This is a genomic window from Dysgonomonas sp. BGC7 (assembly GCF_001261735.1).
In the GTDB taxonomy this organism is placed as follows: Bacteria; Bacteroidota; Bacteroidia; order Bacteroidales; family Dysgonomonadaceae; genus Dysgonomonas.
This window is the reverse complement of the sequence record NZ_CVRP01000004.1, coordinates 51550-71321: the sequence shown is the minus strand read 5'-3', so window position 1 is coordinate 71321 and position 19772 is coordinate 51550. Positions and strand designations below refer to the sequence as shown.

The window sequence follows — 19772 nt, the reverse complement described above, 5'->3', positions numbered from 1 at the left end:
TATATTCTGGTGATTACTGTTTATGTGATTGATAATCACTTGGAGTAACTCCAAAATGGTTTTTGAAACATGTAGAGAAATAAGCAATACTGTTGAAACCTACCGATACATATACTTCCGATACGGGAAGCTTAGCTTCACGTAATAATTTAGCTCCCATTTCAAGTCTGAAATTCCGCAGGAGTTCGTTAGGCGACAGGTCGGTTATAGCTTTAATTTTGCGGTAAAGACTGGCTCGGCTCATACTTGCTTCTTTGCTGAAGTTGTCGAGGTTAAATTCGGGGTTGGATATATTTTCTTCGAGTACTTTATAGAGTTTCTGAATAAATAGTTCATCAACAGAGTTCACTTTAACGCCTAGTGTTTCAGGGGTAAATTTCTTTCCATAAACCTCTTTTAAGTTTTCTCTTGTTTTGATGAGATTTTCTACTCTGGCCAACAATAGAGAAGTATTAAAAGGCTTGGTTATATAATCATCGGCTCCGTATTCGTAGCCTTCCTGTATGTCGGAGGACATAGCACGAGCAGTGAGCATTATGATAGGTATATGACTGGTATGTATATCTCTTTTGATGATAGAACACATTTCCATTCCATCCATTTTGGGCATCATAAGATCTGTGATGATGAGATCGGGTAAAATACTTTGCGCTTGTTCTATGCCTTCTTCTCCATTTGCGGCTGTAATAATATTATATGAATAAGACAGATGTTCTGTAATGTAATTTTTTACTTCTTCATTGTCTTCTACTATTAGTAGAGTATGTTTTTTTACAGAAAGGCTATCACTTGCACTTTGTTTACGGGGTGTATCTACTTTGTGTAATTGAGGTGTTTGAACGAGATTGTTAGATTCTAAATCTATACTTTCAATATTTTCTTTTTCATTGATTGGTATAATACATCTGAAAATAGCGCCTCCTGTTTCGGGCATCTCTGCCCATACTGTACCGTTGTGCATTTCTATTATCGACTTGCTGAGGCTTAACCCCAGACCTGTGCCCGAGCTAGAGTGTTTGTTCTGTGCTACTTGATGGAATGGAGTAAATATATCCTCTAATTGGTCTTTTGGAATGCCAACTCCCGAATCTCTGATCTCTAATATTAAATATGAAATGCTGTTATCGTTGAATAATATTCTAGGAGAAAAATCTTTCTTAAGGTCTGATAGCGAAAGCCTGTTTATACTTACCTCGATAGCACCTCTATCGGGAACGTTTTTGAAAGCATTAGATAGAAAATTAAAATACACTTTTTCCATCAGGTTTTTATCAAAAGCCAGTTCTAGATTTTTAGGTGCATGCGTAAATGATAAAGCAATGTTTCTGGATTCAGCCAATTCTCGGAACAGTGATAGCATTTCTTCCGAAAATTGTATAAAATCTTCTACCTTAGTATTTAGCTTCATTGTGCCGCTCTCTTTTTTCTGAAAGTCCATCAGATTGTTTACAAGTCTGAGCATACGCAATGTGTTACTGTACATCATCCGATGTTTTTCCTGTATTCTTTCTGGTAAATCTGCACCTTTCTCTATCATGTCTCCTAATGGGCTCATAATAAGAGTTAAGGGTGTTCTTAATTCGTGCGAGAAGTTTGTAAATAGCTTGTTGCGTGCCTGATGAAATTCTTCTTGAGCATCGGCTTTAGCCTGTTTTAATTTGATGTCGTTTTCCAACCTCTTGCGTTCGTTGTAATATCTGAAAATAAGTGCGGATACGGCCACAATAAGTAAAGCATAGATAGTGTATGCCCACCATGTTTTCCAGAAAGGAGGCAGAATTGTGATTTTTATAGAAACAGGATCGTTGTTCCATACACCATCGTTATTCGATCCTTTGACCAAAAAACGATACTCGCCCGGCGGGATATTCGTATAGTATGCTATTCGGCGTATGCCTACATAGTTCCATTCTTTGTCGAAGCCTTCGAGTATGTAGGCATATTGATTCCTGTTTGCAAAAATATAGTTGAGAGCACTATATTCTATTGCGATGTTAGATTCATCGTATCTGAGTTCGATTTGATCTTGGGTGTTTAGTTGCTTTGACAATATTTTTGTGTTATCGCCGGGGTTGATCTTATTATTATTTATATATAAATTTTCTAAAACAAGAGGTGGTATATATGGGTTTACATACATCTTACGAGGATTGAAAGAGACGAATCCGTTGTTTCCGCTAAATACTATTCTGTTGTCAGCTAAGCGACTACCTGCATGCGGGGTGAACTCATTAATATTGATCCCGCTAGAGTGAGTATAATTTGTGATTTCTTGATTTTGTATATTGAAGTCTGATATTCCGGATATGGTACTTATCCACAAATGTCTGTTGTTGTCTTCTACTATGGCGCATACATTATTATCTAATAGCCCATTCTTTTTATTAAATATTCTGAATGTGCCCGTTGATGGGTCGAAGAGACAGAATCCTCCTCCGAATGTACCTATCCATATCTGTCCCATACTATCTTTGAATATAGAACTAATGTAGTTTTCCGGTAAGCTTTTCCCACGGGTATCCGATAAGTTACTTTTGTATCTGGTCAGCTCTTTCTTGTTCATGTCGTAGTAGAACAGACCATCGTTACGGGTTCCCAGCAAGAATACGTTCTTTTCTATTTCGAGCACACATCTAACATTGTAGAACGAAAAATTAGGATTTTCATTTGTCGGAAACTTATTTCTTATATTCCCATTTTGAGATATTAAAGTTAAGCCTATCTGATTAACACCAGCAACAAATAGATCGCCACTCATTGCTCTACCTATCTGGTATATACTATTACCTGTCTTAAAGTCGTGAATGAGACTGAATTTATGAGTCTTCAGATCGAAACTATAGATAGTGCCAAGGTTTGTTCCACAAAGTATCCTGTTTTCATCCCGATAAAGGCATTTGACAATATTGCGTACATATACACTTTCTCTGTCGTCGAATAGTTTGTATTGCTTAAAAGTTCCACTTTGTTTCTCCATTTCAAGCAATCCTCCTCCCTCCGAAGCAATGAAAAGACTATTTTCTGTTTCTATAATCGGACCAATAATCCCGAGAACAGTCCTTAATTCGGTCATAGGATCGTGAAATCTGAATTTCTGACCATAAGGGCTGGAGTAGTTAACACCTCCGGCATACGTTCCTATCCAAAGGGTGTGTGCTTTGTCGAAGTATATACTATATATCGAATAATGGCTTAGGTTACCTTTTTGTATATCATAGGTTTTATACTGTTCTATCTTGCCGGATTTAGGATCTATTATGTTTAGCCCATTGAATGTTCCGATCAAAATATTACCTTCGGGCGATTGATTTATACAGCGTATGAAGTCGTTTGTCAGTTCATTTTTCTGATTGTAATGTAAGAATTGAGTTGCTCCTTTTTTTAATAAATTTATACCATTATGGTGAGTTCCTATCCAGAGACTCTCATCATTGTCTATAAAGACACTTCTTATATCGTTACTCGTGATGCTTAGAGGGTTTCCATCCTGATTCTTATAAGTCGTGTATTTCTTTGTATCACTATTGAATAAAATAAGACCTTCTGTTACAGTTCCCAAATATAAAGTTTCATCTTTTCCTACGATGGTGTTAATCGGATTATTGTTGAGTAGCTGATCTATATTGTAGTTGGTGAACGAGTCTTTTTCCCGATCGTATAGGTTTAATCCGTTGCTTGTTCCTACCCACAATCTGTTTTTTGTATCGCAATAAATAGAAACAATCATATTGCCTGATATAGTATTCGAATTTTGAGGATTGTGTAAGTACCGGGTAAAAGTGTTCTTTGCTGTATTCAGTTTATTCAGTCCATTGTTTGTTCCTACCCAAAGATTGCCCTCCGCATCTTCTGTTATACAAAAAACATGATTGTTGCTTATGCTTGTATTATTCTCAGGATTGTTTGTATATACTTCAAAATTGTACCCGTCATATCTGTTGAGTCCATTTCGGGTACCAAACCACATGAATCCTTTCTTGTCCTGATATATAGATGTGACAGTGATTTGTGATAATCCATCTTCGAGCGAAAGCTTGGAAAAATAATAACGATCCTGAGAATAAGTCAGAATTTGAACTGAAAGGAGAAAAATAATAATTATATAGCGTTTCATGGTCTAGCTCATCGTATTTATCAAGATTGAAGGTTTCTCAGATTTCGGTTGTTTTCGTGCCTTTTTTTAGTAAAGTAAACTGTATAGTGATGATAAAATACTCACTATCTCATTGTCTTATATTCTGTTCTGACGATAATCTGTAATTGCTGTAATAGAGCGTAAATATAGTAATTTTACGTTTCGTTTCCATTTTGAATTACCATCAAAAAAAATTATCTTTGAACGAGTTTAGAAAATAGCTATTTAAAATCAAAGATTACACATGCTCCCTGAAGATATTGTAGAAGAACCGGAAGACTTAGAGAATGATGAAACAACACAAGATGAAGAGTTGAGTAATACCGATTCTCATTCTGATTATAAAGTACCTGTGAAAGATACGGCAGACAATTATCAACATTTGTCAGGTATGTTTCAGAACTGGTTTCTCGATTATGCCTCCTATGTGATACTCGAACGTGCTGTACCTCATATTACTGATGGATTGAAGCCTGTTCAGCGTCGTATTATGCACTCTATGAAACGCATGGACGATGGACGTTACAATAAGGTTGCCAATATTATCGGGCATACTATGCAGTTCCACCCTCATGGTGATGCTTCTATTGGTGATGCCTTGGTGCAGTTAGGACAAAAAGATTTACTTGTCGACTGTCAGGGCAACTGGGGAAATGTGTTTACAGGAGACGGAGCTGCTGCTCCCCGTTATATAGAAGCTCGTTTGTCGAAGTTTGCCTTAGAGGTGTTGTTCAATCCCAAGACTACCGAATGGAAACCATCGTATGACGGACGTAATAAAGAGCCTATAACTCTGCCTGTAAAATTTCCGCTATTGCTTGCACAAGGAGCGGAAGGTATTGCAGTAGGATTGTCTTCCAAGATTTTGCCTCACAACTTTAATGAATTATGCGAGGCTTCTGTTGCTCATCTGCAAGGAGACGACTTTACTCTTTACCCCGATTTTCAGACAGGTGGTTATATCGATGTAAGTAAATATAATGATGGTGAGCGTGGCGGTTCGGTAAAAGTAAGGGCTAAAATATCGAAACTAGATAATAAAACTCTTGTAATAAGTGATATACCATACGGACGTACCTCGTCCTCTGTCGTTGAATCTATACTAAAGGCTAACGATAAAGGGAAAATAAAGATACGTAAGGTAGATGATATCACAGCACAGAATGTAGAGATACATGTGCATTTGGCTGCCGGTGTATCATCAGATAAAACGATAGATGCACTATACGCCTTTACGGATTGCGAGATAAGTATTTCTCCAAATTGCTGCGTAATAGAAGATAATAAACCGTATTTTCTCAATGCAAGCCGTATTTTGCGAGATACTACTGACAATACTCTGCGTTTGCTTCAGCTCGAGCTGGAAATACAAAAGAAAGAAATAGAAGAAAGTCTTCATTTCTCTTCTCTCGAAAAGATATTCATAGAAGAGCGCATATACAAAGACAAAGAGTTTGAAAATGCGGCAGATATGGATGCGGCAGTTGCGCATATTGATAAGCGATTATCTAAGTTTGCAAAGATATTTATACGTGAAGTTACCCGTGAAGATATTCTCAAGCTGATGGAAATCAAAATGGGGCGTATCCTCAAATTTAATTCCGATAAGGCGGATGAACTTATTGCCCGTTACAAAGAGGAAATAGAGGAGATAAAGCATAACATAGAAAATATTGTAGATTATACAATCTCCTGGTATGTGATGCTGAAAGAGAAATATGGTAAGAATTATCCCCGCAAAACAGAAATACGGAGCTTTGATACTATCGAAGCCACAAAGGTTGTTGAGGCTAACGAAAAACTATATATTAACCGCGAAGAAGGTTTTATCGGTACAGCGTTGAAAAAAGACGAGTTTGTAAGCAACTGTTCCGATATAGACGATGTTATTATTTTCTACAAAGACGGTAAATATAAGATCGTAAAAGTGAGCGACAAGATGTTTGTCGGTAAGAATGTTTTATATCTGAACGTTTTTCGCAGAAACGATAAACGAACCATTTACAATGTTGTATATCGTCATGGTAAAAATGGACCGGACTATATTAAACGCTTTGCTGTAACGGGCATTACCCGCGATAAGGAATATGACGTAACTCAAGGCAAGGACGGTTCGAGGATAGTATATTTCAGTGCCAATCCGAATGGTGAAGCCGAAACAATACGTGTGATATTGAAACCAAAACCCCGCCAGAAGATACTTGTTTTTGAAAAAGATTTCAGTGAAATCGCTATCAAGGGACGTCAGTCGATGGGAAATATTCTGACCAAAGCTGAGGTACACAAAGTCTCATTGAAACAAAAAGGAGGTTCTACCCTTGGAGGCCGAAAAGTTTGGTTCGATCAGGATGTGCTTCGTCTCAACTATGATGGCAGAGGTACTTTTTTAGGCGAATTTCAGAGTGAAGATCAGATATTGGTAGTACATGAAAACGGTGAATTTTACACTTCTTCGTTCGAGGTTACCAACCACTACGAAGCGGGTATTATCCGTATAGAAAAGTTTGATCCACACAAGAACTGGACAGCTATACTATTTGATGCAGACCAACAATTTGTATATATAAAGCGTTTTGCGTTTGAGGCATCGGCTAAGAAACAGAATTTCTTGGGTGATAACTCTGATTCGAAATTGAAAATACTTACAGACACATTCTATCCTCGCATACAGGTAACATTTGGAGGAAGAGACAGCTATCGTGAAGCACTGGATATAGATGCTGACGAATTTATAGCAGTGAAAAGCTTCAAGGCAAAAGGCAAACGTATATCTACATTCGAAATAGGTGAAATTACCGAACTGGAGCCACTCCGTTTTCCGGAACCGGAGGAAGAAAAGAAATTTGAGGTGCAGATAGATGACGATGACGATGATGTCGATAATCGTCCAATATCTGATATTATAGATGAAATAACGGGACAACAATCATTGTTTAAGGATGGAGATAAAGAGGATACTGAATAAAATTCTGTTTCTAATAACAGTATCTATATCATTTCCTGTTTTTTCACAGGAGATGCCTTCTTCTGTGAGAATTGATTCTGTAATAGAGAAAAGTGAAATATTATATCCCAAGTCGGAATTTTGTGTTGTCGATTTGCCGACATGGATACCTCTTACTACCAACAATACCATAACAGCCTTTTTGGGGTCTGCAAATATGTACGATACATACTTGTCGCCACTCGAATATAAAGGAACGTCCGTTCGTCTGATGTACGAACAAATGCGCCGTACCACATGGTTCGACTATAAATTTTATAAGCAACAAGTATTCGAACTCGACTTGGCTAAAGGAGACAATCCTGCAAAGAATGTATCGGAATATTGGTTGTTGGCCAGCTATAGGATTGGAGGACATTATCGATTCTATAATACAGATGCTTTTCGTTTGGGTGTAGGTGGATTCTGGGATATAAACGGAGGAGTTCTTTATAACGAGCGAAATGGTAATAACCCCGCTACAGCAAGGGCTTACACTAATCTTAATCTTTCGGTTACTGCATCTTATAAGTTGAAATGGTTTGCTGTTCGCTGGCAGATAGATACACCTTTTATGGGTATGCTGTTTTCTCCACGTTTCGGACAATCTTATTATGAAATATCGTTGGGTAATTCTGTCGATGTTGTCAATTTTGCTTCTTTACACAATCAGCGTGCTTTGCGTAACTATATTACAGTAGATATACCTATACATAAATATACGATCAGAGTCGGTTATCTGGGTTCGTGGTATCAGACAAAGGTACACGATATTCAGACACACCATTACACTAACGGATTTGTCATAGGATTTCCTATCGAAGGGGTGAAAGTGCCAAAGGTAAAAGCTCGTAACGATTATTGGAACGGATATTAAAAAACGAATACTATGTTTAGAGAAGTAAGAAGGCAAAATAGGATACTCGAAGATGAGAATCGTATACAGGAATTATTAAAGACCTCAGAATTTGGTTTTCTTAGTCTTGGTATGTCCGATAATGGTTATGCATATGGTCTTCCTATCAGCTATGCATACGATTCCGATTCTCAGAATCTTTACTTTCACTGTGCTCCTGAAGGAGAGAAGCTGGATGTGATGAAGAACAATGATAAGGTTTCATTTTGTGTAGTAGGAGTAACCAAACCGATCGCAGATCAGTTTACCACATTGTACGAAAGTGTTATAGCATTCGGGCGCGTAGATCTCAACTTATCCGATGACGAAAAGCGTAAGGCTCTCCGCTTGTTAGTCAAAAAATATTCGCAGGGATATGAAGATATTGGTGAAAAATATATGGCTAAATCTTGGAATAGAACATCTGTTTTTTGTATTGGTATAGACCATATTACAGCAAAAGCAAAATATCAATAAAATATCCTCTACACAATAAATATTTTGGATAAAAGTAACTAGCTTTGCAAACTTTAAGGTCACAGGCCTATTTGTCGATGTTTTTCGGACAGAATGATATACATTCTGATGCTGAATAATGTATCGGTAAATAGTACAGAACCCTAATAGGGAACGTTTTACAAATAGTTAAACATTAGATAAATTGTTGGTCGTGAACACATCTAGCAACTCCTATTTTGGGAAAATAATACTTTTTCTCATATTGGCCATTGCCACCTTTCTTTTATTTAAGAATATATTACCACCCCGCCTTTTCCCTGAGAAAGTCACGGTTACTAATAATATTGTAATGGATAGTCTGGCCATTGCCGCACAGAGCGATACTACAGCGATGGTTGTTGAAGCACAGAATACGGATAGTATACAAGGAGAAGCGGGACAAATGGAGGAGGTAGATGCAAATTTTGATCCGGCTCTGAAGAGTGATGGTTATCAAAACCTAAAACGATTTTATGCAAAGCTTCACAATTTGGAACAAACTCAATCAGGAACAGTGAGAGTCGCTTATTTTGGCGATTCGATGAATGATGGAGATTATATTGTTCAGGATGTTCGTAGCGAATTTCAATCCGATTATGGTGGCGAAGGAGTTGGTTTTGTAGCTGTGTCATCTCTGTCTGCTGGGGCCCGCGGATCTATTTCCCATCAATTCTCGAAAAACTGGTATTCTCAGTCATTCCTAAAAGTGAAAAAGCCTAGCCGCCCATTTGGTATAGATGGACAGGTGTTTTTTGCCAAAGATCCTTCTCAAACATATTGGGTGAGATATAAGGCTCAGTCACAGTTGCATTCCACTGCATTGAACAATCCTACATTATTCTATGGTAGTTCCCGAAACGAAAAAGGTTATGTAACCATAAAAGCAGATAAAGATTCTGTTCACAGTAAGCCTTTAGAACCCAACAAACTATTAAATACATTAAAACTGACTCCACATAATGCTAAATCGCTACAAGTCGATTTTCATAGAGCAGATTCTATACCTATCTATGGACTTAATTTCGATGATGGTAGAGGTGTCCACGTAGATAATTTTTCTACCCGGGGAAATTCAGGGCTTCCTCTTTCTATCTTAAGTCCGGCGTTGATGAATGCTTTTGATAATGTATTGAATTATGATTTGGTTGTGCTTCACTATGGTGCTAATGTTCTTGGATATGGTTCTCTTAACTACAACTGGTATGAGAAAAATATGACTACTGTTGTCAACAACCTTCGTCAGTGTTTTCCTAATGCCGATATATTGATAATTTCTACTGCCGATAAAGCATCTAAAATAGAAGGAGTGATGCAGACCGACCCTGCTGTTACCCCATTAGCTAAAGCCCAGCGAAATTATGCCAGAAAAACATCTTCAGGTTATATTAACTTATATGACCTTATGGGAGGTAATGGATCTATGGTGAAATGGGTGGACAATCATCTAGCAGGTAAGGATTATACTCACTTTAATGGAGCTGGCTCTAAGAAGATAGCTAAGCTCATATATGGTGAAATAGATAACGGGTATAAGAAATATAAAACTAACCGATAAAATAGAGGAGTGAATATAAATGATGATTTTGAAAAATACAATAATTTGTAGTTTGCTATTTCTTTTTATGTCAGTCGGATATGTCTATGGTAAAGAAATAAAAGAGAAAGCAGATGGCAATAAAGATATTTTTTCTAATCAGGCATTATTAAATCCACTTTTCCAAAAATTACAAAATCTAGAGAAAAACCATAAAGGTAAAATCAATATAGTGCATATCGGAGACTCACATATTCAGGCCGATTTTTTTACAGATGCTATTCGTGTGGCTCTACAAGGAAAATTCGGAAACGGGGGTGTCGGTTTTACTTTTCCCTATAGTCTGGTTAAGACAAATGGGCCCCGTTATGTGAAATATGTAAGTAATGCACCTTGGCAAAGCCTTTTGAATGTTTTTCCGGTAGCAGATGTAGGTGTAGGGCTTAGTGGTATAGCTTTATACACTTCTGATGAAGATTTTGTATTACAGTTGTCTACAATAGAAGGCTGCGATTTTAATAAAATAAAAATCATTTATCCGACTAAAGAGCCTCAATATATAATTTCAACAACAGCAGAGCCTTTGGTTGCAGCAGCAACAGTAAGTGGCGGTATTGCCACAGGATATAAATATCATAAAGTGAAAAGTGGAGAAAGCCTCTCTGTAATTGGGCGTAAGTATGGAGTTACAGTTACTCAGTTAAAGAAGACAAATGGTTTGAAATCGAATATGATACGTCCGGCTCAGCGTCTTAAAATACCCGTAAAGGGTGGGGGGGTACAACCTAAGAAAACAGAAAAAACAAACATCCAAAAGGATAGTTTAAATTACGTTGATTTGGTATCGAAGCCTTATTATTCGTCATATACAAGCGATACTGCTATGAGTAGAATTACTATACTACCTGCTCAGAAGCAGGCTATGTATAACCTTAATGGTTTCGTTCTCGAAAATGACAAACCTGGAATTATATATCATTCCATTGGCGTGAATGGCGCTAAGTTGACCGATTATAGTAAATATCCCTTGTTCTTTCAGCAGTTACCTATATTGCAACCCGATCTTATCATTCTATCCTTCGGTACAAATGAATCTTTTGGGAAGATATCGGATACAGACTATATATATCAATTGAGAGAGCTTGTGAACAAAATAAAGCAGTTAAATCCTAATGCCATAGTGTTGGTTATGACTCCGCCGCCATCTATGTTTCGTCGTCGTCGCACAAATACTTATGTGTCAGACTATAGCGTTGCTCTGATGGGTTTGGCCAATCTGCCTGTGTGGGATTTGTATACCCGTATGGGGGGTGCTTCGGGTATAGGGCCTAAAGGAGAATATTCGCGTATGATTGCACGTGATAAGGTGCACTATACGGCCGGAGGATATGTAGCTCAGGGGCAATTGTTCGCATCCGATTTTATCGACGCATATAATAACTTTAAGAAATTTAAAATAAATTGAAAACATTGATTGATGAAATCAGCAATTTTTATTTGCCTGATTATATAGATAAAGTAATAAACGAGACATCTTCTTTGTTTATTTTTAACCCTGAACATCGTTTGCTGTTTAATAGTGCATTTTTTCTGGGCTTTTTCTTAATTTTCTATACTGTCTATGTCTTAAGTCGCAATCATGATCATTTCAGGAAAGTTTATCTTATTGCTTTCTCCTTATATTTTTATTATCTAGCAGGAGGAGATACAATGGATATCAATTTATTTGGTTTTCATTTTACTCTCAACTATTTCATATTACTGGTAGTCTGTGCTGTCGTCACACACTTGCTGGCCGTAAGATTATACAAGTCAGAAAAACAATCTGTCCGCAAACTTTACCTTACATTTATTATTGTGGGAAACTTGCTGATGCTGGCATACTTTAAGTACACCAATTTCTTTATTCAGAATCTGAATGCTTTATTCAATGGTGATTTTGCATTACACAATATAATTCTACCTATTGGTATATCTTTTTTCGTCTTTGAAGCTATAAGCTATGGAGTAGACCTCTATCGTAAACAGATGAAGCCTGCCGATTCGCTTCTCGATTTCTGTTTCTATATTACATTCTTCCCTAAGCTTGTTGCAGGGCCTATCATCAGAGCGAAAGACTTTTTACCTCAGATGAAAAATAAACTTCATCTGACGAAAGAAGAAGCAGGTATGGCTCTTTTTCTTATCCTTATAGGATTGATAAAGAAAGCCGTTATATCGGACTATATATCTACCAATTTTGTAGATAGGGTATTTGATGCACCAATGAGCTATACCGCATTTGAGAATTTGATGGCTGTGTATGGATATACCTTACAGATATACTGTGATTTTTCAGGTTATTCTGATATTGCTATAGGCTTATCTCTTCTTATGGGATTTACTATCCCTCCAAACTTCCTTACTCCGTATAAATCGCAGTCGATAACAGAATTTTGGCGCCGCTGGCATATCTCTTTATCCTCGTGGCTGCGGGATTACCTATATATTTCGCTAGGTGGCAACCGAAAGGGTAAGGTAAGAACTTATGTCAACCTATTCCTTACAATGCTTATTGGAGGGCTTTGGCATGGAGCATCATGGAAATTTGTTATGTGGGGTGGTTTACATGGAGCAGTATTGGCTGTAGAAAGATTCTTTAAGCAATATATTAAAGTACCAGATAATCGTTTTACTCGTATTATCTGTATTCTGCTTACTTTCCACTTTGTTGCATTTTGTTGGATATTCTTCAGAGCGAACACTTTCGAGCAGGCAGGAGAAGTGATTGCCAATATTGGTAATCTTACTTTTGCCCCGGACGAGTGGTTGACTATACTTGAGGGCTATAAGAATGTATTCATCCTGATAGTAATAGGATATGTAATGCATTTCTTACCCGAAAACTTTGTGAATAAGATTAAATCAGGATTTAATAGCACGCCATTGTTTATAAAGGCGTTATTGGCAGGTCTTGTGTTTTGGCTGATATTTGCAACTGCATCTAGTGGCCCTCAGCCATTTATATATTTTCAGTTCTAATTTTTATTAATACATCTCAAAATAAAGAATAATGAAAATTAAAAACATTGATAATTTTTTCTTACCATCACAGGATATGCAAAAAAGTAAAGACTTTTATGCTGAAGTGTTAGGGTTATCTCTAAAGTTTGACTTTTCTGCTAAAGGTATGGTTGCATATAACATAGGAGACGAAGAGCCTGCTATTATACTAAAAGATGTTACACATTTTCCGGATATGAAGCCTACGATATGGTTTGAAGTAGAAAATGTGAAAAATATATATGAAGAGTTAATGGATAAAGGTGTCGTATTTTTGTCTGAACCATTTAAGATAAAAACAGGATGGGCAGTTGAATTAACAGATCCTTCAGGAAATCGTTTAGGCTTAACAGACTATCAACAATAATTTCAAAGTTAGATTCTGTTTAAAAATACAAAGCCCGAAGAATATCAATATTCTTCGGGCTTTGTATTTTTAATTGTGGATTTACTCTGTATCGAACTCTCGTTCCATATCCTCCAATTCTTTTTTTATCTTTTCCAGTTTCTCTATAACTTGTACTTTACGAAGAGTCTCATCTTTTTTATGACTCAATGTCTGTCTTGCTCCTTCAAGGGTCATCCCTTTTTCTTTTACAAGATGATAGACCAATGCTATTGTCTCTATATCTTCTTTTTTATATTGGCGTGCACCTCCCTCGGTCTTCCTTGGGTTGATAATGTCAAATTCTGTTTCCCAAAAACGGAGAAGAGACTCGTTCACTCCAAAGTGTGAGGCTACCTCTCTTATGGAATAATATAAGCGGGTGCTGTTGTCCAAATCTATTTTCATAATGTAGTTAATCCATTACCTGTCCATGATTTGCTGCTATCTGCAACATCTTGTCATATTCTTCAGGAGATAAGTCCATGAAATAATATTTAGCCGGATTATCGGGTTGTCCTTTCACATGTACTTCGTAATGCAAGTGAGGGCCCGTTGATTTTCCTGTGTTTCCTACTTCTCCAATCTGTTCACCTCGTGTTACTTTTTGTCCGAGACGTACTTTATAATCGTTCAAGTGAGCATATAGAGTTTGATATCCGTATCCGTGATCTATGATTATACATTTTCCATATCCCTGCTTCCAGTCGGCAAGAGTAACAGTTCCGTCTCCTGTAACATAGACTGGCGTTCCTATGTTAGAGGCAAAGTCCATTCCCGCATGGAAACGGGCTGTTCCGTATATAGGGTCTATGCGAGTACCGTAACCCGAAGCCACTTGTTTAAGGTATTTGTCGGGTACAGGTTGAATGCTGGGGATATGTTTCAGCCTGTCTTTTTGGTTTTTAGCCATTTTTAAAACATCATCAAAGGAGTTAGACTGTATATAAATCTGTTTGGACAGGTAGTCGATTTTCTTTGTAGTTTGTATAATTAAGTCGGAACTGCTAAGATCTATAAGATAATCGTATCTGGCAGGAGCCCCTATGCCCGAATAGCGGATGGAAGAAGGAATTGGGTCTGCATGAAATATTGCTCTGTAGAGGTTGTCGTCACGTTGCTGGATGTCGCGTAAAACTTTTGAGATTTCGTCAGTCCGTTTCGATAATATTTCATATTGTGTTCTCATCAGCTGCATCTCTTTTTTCTGAGCCTCGCCCCAAGGCGTGCCAAAAAAGTATACGAATGCAACTAATGCGGCTATTCCTACTACGATACCTGATATGAGATGTCTGAAAATAGTAAATATTTTATCCTTCGTACTGGGATAAATCCTTTCATAAGTGAGAGTTTGAGGATTGTACCGATAAAAGACTTTTCTCTTCATTTTGCAACATCTCGCTTTTTTTATCACACGAGTTCGACAAAAGTAAAGTTTTTGAGCTATTTTTGCAAATTGTATTTATTAAAGAAACCGAAAAACGATTGTAACAGAAAATGATGACTTCTAAAGAAATCCGCGACTCTTTTAAATCTTTCTTTGCTTCAAAGGGACATCAGATAGTGCCGTCTGCACCGATGGTAATAAAAGATGATCCGACATTGATGTTCACCAATGCGGGGATGAATCAGTTTAAAGATATTATCCTAGGCAATGCCCCCATTAAGTATCCGCGGGTGGCCGACTCTCAAAAGTGTTTGCGTGTAAGCGGAAAGCATAACGACCTGGAAGAGGTAGGGCATGATACATATCACCATACCATGTTCGAAATGCTGGGTAACTGGTCTTTTGGAGACTACTTTAAGAAAGAGGCTATAGAGTGGGCGTGGGAATACTTGACAGAAGTTATAAAGCTGGATAAAGAACGCTTGTATGTTACAGTCTTTGAAGGTAGTCCCGAAGAAGGTTTGTCAAGAGATGATGAGGCAGCAGGATACTGGGAAAAATATCTTCCTAAAGAGAGGATTATCAATGGAAATAAAAAAGATAATTTCTGGGAAATGGGAGATACAGGACCTTGTGGCCCATGCTCGGAAATACATATAGATATTCGTTCCGATGAGCAACGAGCAAAAGTAGATGGCGCTCAGTTGGTAAACATAGATCCTGATGTAATAGAAATCTGGAATCTGGTATTCATGCAGTATAACCGTAAAGCAGACAAATCACTGGATTCTTTGCCTGCAAAAGTTATAGATACAGGTATGGGATTCGAACGTCTGTGTATGGCTGTTCAAGGAAAAGTGTCAAACTACGATACAGATGTTTTTCAGACGATAATAAAAGCAATCGGGGAACTAACAGGCAGCACATACCGACAAGATGTGAAAAAAGACATTGCTATGCGTGTTATTGCCGATCATATACGTACTATTGCATTCTCTATAACCGATGGACAGTTGCCGTCGAATGCTAAGGCAGGTTATGTGATTCGCCGTATTCTTCGTCGTGCCGTGCGTTATGGATACACATTTCTCGATCAGCATAAATCTTTCATGTACAAACTTATTCCTGCGCTGATAGATACTATGGGTGATGCCTATCCAGAACTTATTCAGCAAAAAACACTGATTGAAAAAGTAATAAAAGAAGAGGAAGAATCATTCCTTCGTACTTTGGAGACAGGTATAAAATTGCTGGACAAACAAATAGCAGAGACAAGAGCTAAAAACTCTACAGTGCTGAGTGGTGCTGATGCCTTCACATTGTATGATACTTATGGTTTTCCTCTCGACTTGACAGAGCTTATTCTTAGAGAGAACGAAATGACTGTCAATAAAAGTGAATTCAATGCAGAAATGCAAAAGCAAAAAGACCGTGCTCGCAATGCAGCAGCAGTGGAGACAGAAGATTGGGTTACTTTGAAAGAAGGGAATACCGATTTTGTCGGGTACGATTTTACAGAATATGAAACAGAGATATTGCGTTATCGTAAGGTAAAGCAAAAAAATAAAGAATATTATCAGATTGTATTGGCTCACACTCCTTTCTATGCCGAAATGGGAGGACAGGTTGGCGATAGTGGTTGGTTGATGAATGAAGGAGAGGAAATAATTATAACAGATACTAAGCGTGAAAATAATTTGGCTGTTCATATCTCCGAAAAGCTACCTAAGGATGTGACCGCTACATTTCTTGCGCGTATCAATATTAAGAGTCGGACGGCTACCGAGTGTAACCATACTGCCACTCACTTGTTGCACGAAGGGTTGCGAGAAATTTTGGGCAGTCATGTAGAGCAAAAAGGATCGTATGTATCGCCAAATGTACTTCGTTTCGACTTTTCTCATTTTCAGAAATTGACAGATAGAGAAATACGAAAAGTAGAGCGTTACGTAACAGCCCGTATAAGAGAAGATATACCACGTGTGGAAATGCGGCATATGCCTATTGCCGAGGCTAAGGCTATGGGGGCTATGGCTCTGTTTGGCGAAAAATATGGAGACGATGTACGGGTTATCAAGTTTGGTGATTCTGTGGAGTTGTGTGGCGGTACACATATTTCATCTACAGGGCGTATCGGTTCGTTCCGTATAATCAACGAAAGCTCGATAGCAGCGGGTATTCGTCGTATAGAAGCTATTACGGCGGATGTTTGTGAAGATTATTTCTACACACAACAAGATGTTCTCAATGAAATGAAAACAATGCTTAATAATGCACCGAATCTAGCTCAGACTCTCCGTAAGTTCTTTGACGAAAATGCAGATTTGAAAAAGAGAATGGAAGAGTTTGTTAAAGAAAAAACCGTGCAAGTAAAAGATGCCCTTATAAGAAAGAAACAGGTGCATAATGGAGTAGATATTTTTGTGTTGACTAATTCTATTCCGGCAGAAGTGGTGAAAGATATTGCATTCCAATTGAAAGGACAGTTCCCTCAGAATTCGGCTTTCATAGGTGCTACCGATTCGGAAAATAAGCCGTTACTTACTCTCATGCTAAGTGATGACCTTGTAAAAGATCATGGGTTGAATGCTTCTCAGATAATACGTGATGCAGCCAAACATATACAAGGTGGTGGCGGAGGACAACCTCACTTTGCTACAGCAGGAGGGAAAAATGTAGAAGGGTTGACAAATGCCCTACATGAAATAATGGAAAAAATAAAATAAAGAAGCGGATATAAAATAGAAAGAGCCAATGTTTTCACATTGGCTCTTTCTATTTTATTATACTATTGATTATTTACTTAGGTCTAAGTCTAAAAGATGTTTTCCTTCAGAGTTCAGTACATTTAATGTCATTTTATTACCTTCTTTTTTTAGAATCATAACTGTACAAGTCTCCATTCTGTTTCCTCCTCCTATTACTACAGGAAAATTGTTTTTCAATTCACCTTTAGGATGATAGGCAAAACTATGAGTATGCCCATTTATTGCTACATTGAACGGAGCATCTTTTAATATTGGATGCCATAGGTCGAGGCATGGGTTGTATTTGTCTCCTGATCCGTAGATCGGTATATGATGTATCAATATTCGTTTATTCGCTTTCTTAAATTCTTCAGAAGTAGTTTCTTGCTTCAGAAAGCCAATTTGGTCTTTACGTAATTGTTCAAAATTGTTAAGGTTATAATAGACAGGAGTACTGTCGGGTTTGTCTTCTCCACAGTCGAGCATTACAATGCGGGTATCTCCCCAGTTAAATGAACCATAAGTTTTATTTCCTACATAATCGAATAGGTCACGCATTTGTATAGAGTACGCATTCCGTATTTCGTGATTTCCTCTTAAATAAAATGCAGGAACGGATTCTACTCCGGCTTTTTCATTCATGTATGAAAGAAAGTCTACAGCGACATCTTCATTCTTAGGATCATCAACGAAGTCTCCATTGAAGACAACAAAGTCATATTTTACATCTTTTAGCTGCCCCATAAGAGCATCTATTAGCTCTTTCTTTTTGTGCAAATCGTTGAAAATAATTGCCGTAAAGTTTTGGTTATCGGGCGAAGGCATGGTAAATGAATATACTTCGGAATATGCTGTTTTGCCAAAATCCTTCTTGTATGCTTCATACAATGTTATTTCTCGTGAACATGTTCTGTAGTAATAAGTTGCTCCCAGCTTAAGGTCGGTTAGCCGTATTTTATGATGTCTGTTGTTACTTATTACCTGACCATCTACTAAAGTTTCAGCTTTGTTGCCCAAGCTCTTGTCTGTCCCATATTCTACCCAGCTATGTGTAGGTACGTTTGATAACCAAGATACGGTTATACCGTTGTTTGTGGGGTTTTGTAGGTAAGGCTTTGTTTTTATTATTTGAGATTCATCAGCTTTAAGCCTAACATCAACAAATAATGGACGATGATCCGATGCAATTTCCTCGTCTATAACCCTGCGTTGTAGTAAAGAGTATTTGTCTTCATTGTTGTATCCGTAAATAAAGTCTATACACGAATCGGGCTTTATGGAGGGAAAGGTATTTACTTTATAATCGTTGAGTATAGTAAATTTATCACTTAATATTTTCTGAGTTTCCGAATCGTGTTCTGTATTCATATCGCCTGCAAGAAATAATGGTTTCGCATACTGTTTTACAGAATTCAAGATTATAGATGCAGATGTGTCTCTGTCTTTTTCTGTCAAAGAAAGATGCGTACAGCAAAAGATGTATTTCTCAAATTCGGCAATAAGAAAAGTTCTTTGCTCTTCTTTTCCGGGAAGAGGAATGATACGGAAATTCAGAGGCTTTTCTTTCGACAAAATGCCAATACCATATTTACCTCCTTGAAAACTGATAGCAGGTGCATAAGTGTAGTGCATTAGAGCTTGATTTGCTACTTCTTTCAAAGCAAAAATTCCTTTGTTTCGTTGGGTTACACTATCTAATTCTTGAAGGGCTACTACATCAGGATTTACTGAGGTAATAACATTTGCTATTCTTTGATAGTCCATTTTATTGTCCATACCTATACAGTTGTGTACATTGTATGACATGATGCGGAGAGAATTGTCTTCTTTTGCAGGTATGCTTTGTGCAAAGGAAAGTAGTGGAATAACTGCTGAAAATAATAACACAGCAAATAAGATTCTGTTTTTCATTTTATTGTATGTGTTTAGATGGAATTTCAAAGTTAACTATTTTTACTTGTTTTAGAAGATCGCTCGTCTTGTTTATGAGTTATGGAAGTTATAAATAATTAAAAGATTTATCTTTAACTGCCAGCTAATGTTTCCGCTTTGACTTTTATAAATTCTGATAGTCCTTTATTCAGATGATAATCTTAATCCTTTGGAGAAGAGTTCTCCGAATTCTTACGAATAAACTCTTTTGGAGTCATATCATAACATTCAATA

12 protein-coding genes are annotated in these 19772 nt (G+C 37.4%); 8 read left to right on the top strand and 4 right to left on the bottom strand.

Going from position 1 to position 19772, the window contains the following annotated elements; translation table 11 throughout:
- Positions 1-13 precede the first annotated feature (13 nt).
- Positions 14-4114 carry a hybrid sensor histidine kinase/response regulator transcription factor gene (locus BGC7_RS02915; RefSeq protein ID WP_050700073.1) on the bottom strand — a complete coding sequence of 1367 codons (4101 nt, stop codon included), beginning with the start codon at positions 4112-4114 and terminating at the stop codon, positions 14-16.
- A 265-nt stretch (positions 4115-4379) separates the two neighbouring features.
- On the opposite strand from BGC7_RS02915, the gene BGC7_RS02910 reads away from it, so the two are divergent.
- The 7 genes from BGC7_RS02910 to BGC7_RS02880 all read left to right on the top strand — a co-directional run bounded on the left by BGC7_RS02910 (position 4380) and on the right by BGC7_RS02880 (position 13454).
- The gene (locus BGC7_RS02910; protein WP_050700072.1) at positions 4380-7100 is read left to right on the top strand and encodes a DNA gyrase/topoisomerase IV subunit A; all 2721 of its coding nucleotides are present in this window, start codon (positions 4380-4382) and stop codon (positions 7098-7100) included.
- The gene (locus BGC7_RS02905; RefSeq protein ID WP_050700071.1) at positions 7075-7995 is read left to right on the top strand and encodes a DUF3316 domain-containing protein; all 921 of its coding nucleotides are present in this window, start codon (positions 7075-7077) and stop codon (positions 7993-7995) included. Before BGC7_RS02910 ends, BGC7_RS02905 begins: the two co-directional genes overlap by 26 nt.
- Positions 7996-8007: 12 nt before the next feature.
- On the top strand, positions 8008-8490 hold the full coding sequence (locus tag BGC7_RS02900; RefSeq protein ID WP_050700070.1) for a pyridoxamine 5'-phosphate oxidase family protein: 483 nt from the start codon (positions 8008-8010) through the stop codon (positions 8488-8490).
- Positions 8491-8683: 193 nt separating this feature from the next.
- Positions 8684-10066, top strand: coding sequence for a GDSL-type esterase/lipase family protein (locus tag BGC7_RS02895; RefSeq protein WP_255351447.1), 1383 nt, complete (start codon positions 8684-8686; stop codon positions 10064-10066).
- A 67-nt stretch (positions 10067-10133) separates the two neighbouring features.
- Positions 10134-11510, top strand: a complete 1377-nt coding sequence (locus BGC7_RS02890; protein ID WP_242034386.1) for a LysM peptidoglycan-binding domain-containing protein — start codon at positions 10134-10136, stop codon at positions 11508-11510.
- 44 nt (positions 11511-11554) lie between these two features.
- Entirely contained in the window at positions 11555-13066 is a 1512-nt protein-coding gene (locus tag BGC7_RS02885; RefSeq protein WP_255351448.1) for an MBOAT family O-acyltransferase, read from the top strand.
- Between the two features lie 31 nt (positions 13067-13097).
- Entirely contained in the window at positions 13098-13454 is a 357-nt protein-coding gene (locus BGC7_RS02880) for a VOC family protein (protein ID WP_050700067.1), read from the top strand.
- An 81-nt stretch (positions 13455-13535) separates the two neighbouring features.
- On the opposite strand, the gene BGC7_RS02875 is transcribed toward BGC7_RS02880, so the two are convergent.
- Both BGC7_RS02875 and BGC7_RS02870 read right to left on the bottom strand, forming a co-directional pair.
- Entirely contained in the window at positions 13536-13880 is a 345-nt protein-coding gene (locus tag BGC7_RS02875; protein WP_050700066.1) for a MerR family transcriptional regulator, read from the bottom strand.
- Between the two features lie 7 nt (positions 13881-13887).
- Positions 13888-14859: a M23 family metallopeptidase gene (locus tag BGC7_RS02870; protein WP_050700065.1), complete on the bottom strand. Its 972-nt coding sequence runs from the start codon at positions 14857-14859 to the stop codon at positions 13888-13890.
- 110 nt (positions 14860-14969) lie between these two features.
- Between BGC7_RS02870 and alaS the strand changes: the two genes are divergently transcribed.
- Complete coding sequence (alaS, locus tag BGC7_RS02865; protein ID WP_050700064.1) at positions 14970-17585, top strand: alanine--tRNA ligase; 2616 nt, start codon at positions 14970-14972, stop codon at positions 17583-17585.
- A 69-nt stretch (positions 17586-17654) separates the two neighbouring features.
- Here alaS and BGC7_RS02860 read toward each other — a convergent pair whose 3' ends face one another.
- Entirely contained in the window at positions 17655-19517 is a 1863-nt protein-coding gene (locus tag BGC7_RS02860) for a metallophosphoesterase (RefSeq protein WP_050700063.1), read from the bottom strand.
- Between the last annotated feature and the right edge of the window lie 255 nt (positions 19518-19772).

Bases quoted from the DNA above. Each gene is read 5' to 3' on its own strand.
- BGC7_RS02880 (WP_050700067.1), top strand. From the start codon at position 13,098: ATGAAAATTAAAAACATTGATAATTTTTTCTTACCATCACAGGATATG.
- BGC7_RS02910 (WP_050700072.1), top strand. From the start codon at position 4,380: ATGCTCCCTGAAGATATTGTAGAAGAACCGGAAGACTTAGAGAATGAT.
- BGC7_RS02860 (WP_050700063.1), bottom strand. From the start codon at position 19,517: ATGAAAAACAGAATCTTATTTGCTGTGTTATTATTTTCAGCAGTTATT.
- BGC7_RS02890 (WP_242034386.1), top strand. From the start codon at position 10,134: ATGTCAGTCGGATATGTCTATGGTAAAGAAATAAAAGAGAAAGCAGAT.
- BGC7_RS02905 (WP_050700071.1), top strand. From the start codon at position 7,075: ATGGAGATAAAGAGGATACTGAATAAAATTCTGTTTCTAATAACAGTA.
- BGC7_RS02870 (WP_050700065.1), bottom strand. From the start codon at position 14,859: ATGAAGAGAAAAGTCTTTTATCGGTACAATCCTCAAACTCTCACTTAT.
- alaS (WP_050700064.1), top strand. From the start codon at position 14,970: ATGATGACTTCTAAAGAAATCCGCGACTCTTTTAAATCTTTCTTTGCT.
- BGC7_RS02900 (WP_050700070.1), top strand. From the start codon at position 8,008: ATGTTTAGAGAAGTAAGAAGGCAAAATAGGATACTCGAAGATGAGAAT.
- BGC7_RS02915 (WP_050700073.1), bottom strand. From the start codon at position 4,114: ATGAAACGCTATATAATTATTATTTTTCTCCTTTCAGTTCAAATTCTG.
- BGC7_RS02875 (WP_050700066.1), bottom strand. From the start codon at position 13,880: ATGAAAATAGATTTGGACAACAGCACCCGCTTATATTATTCCATAAGA.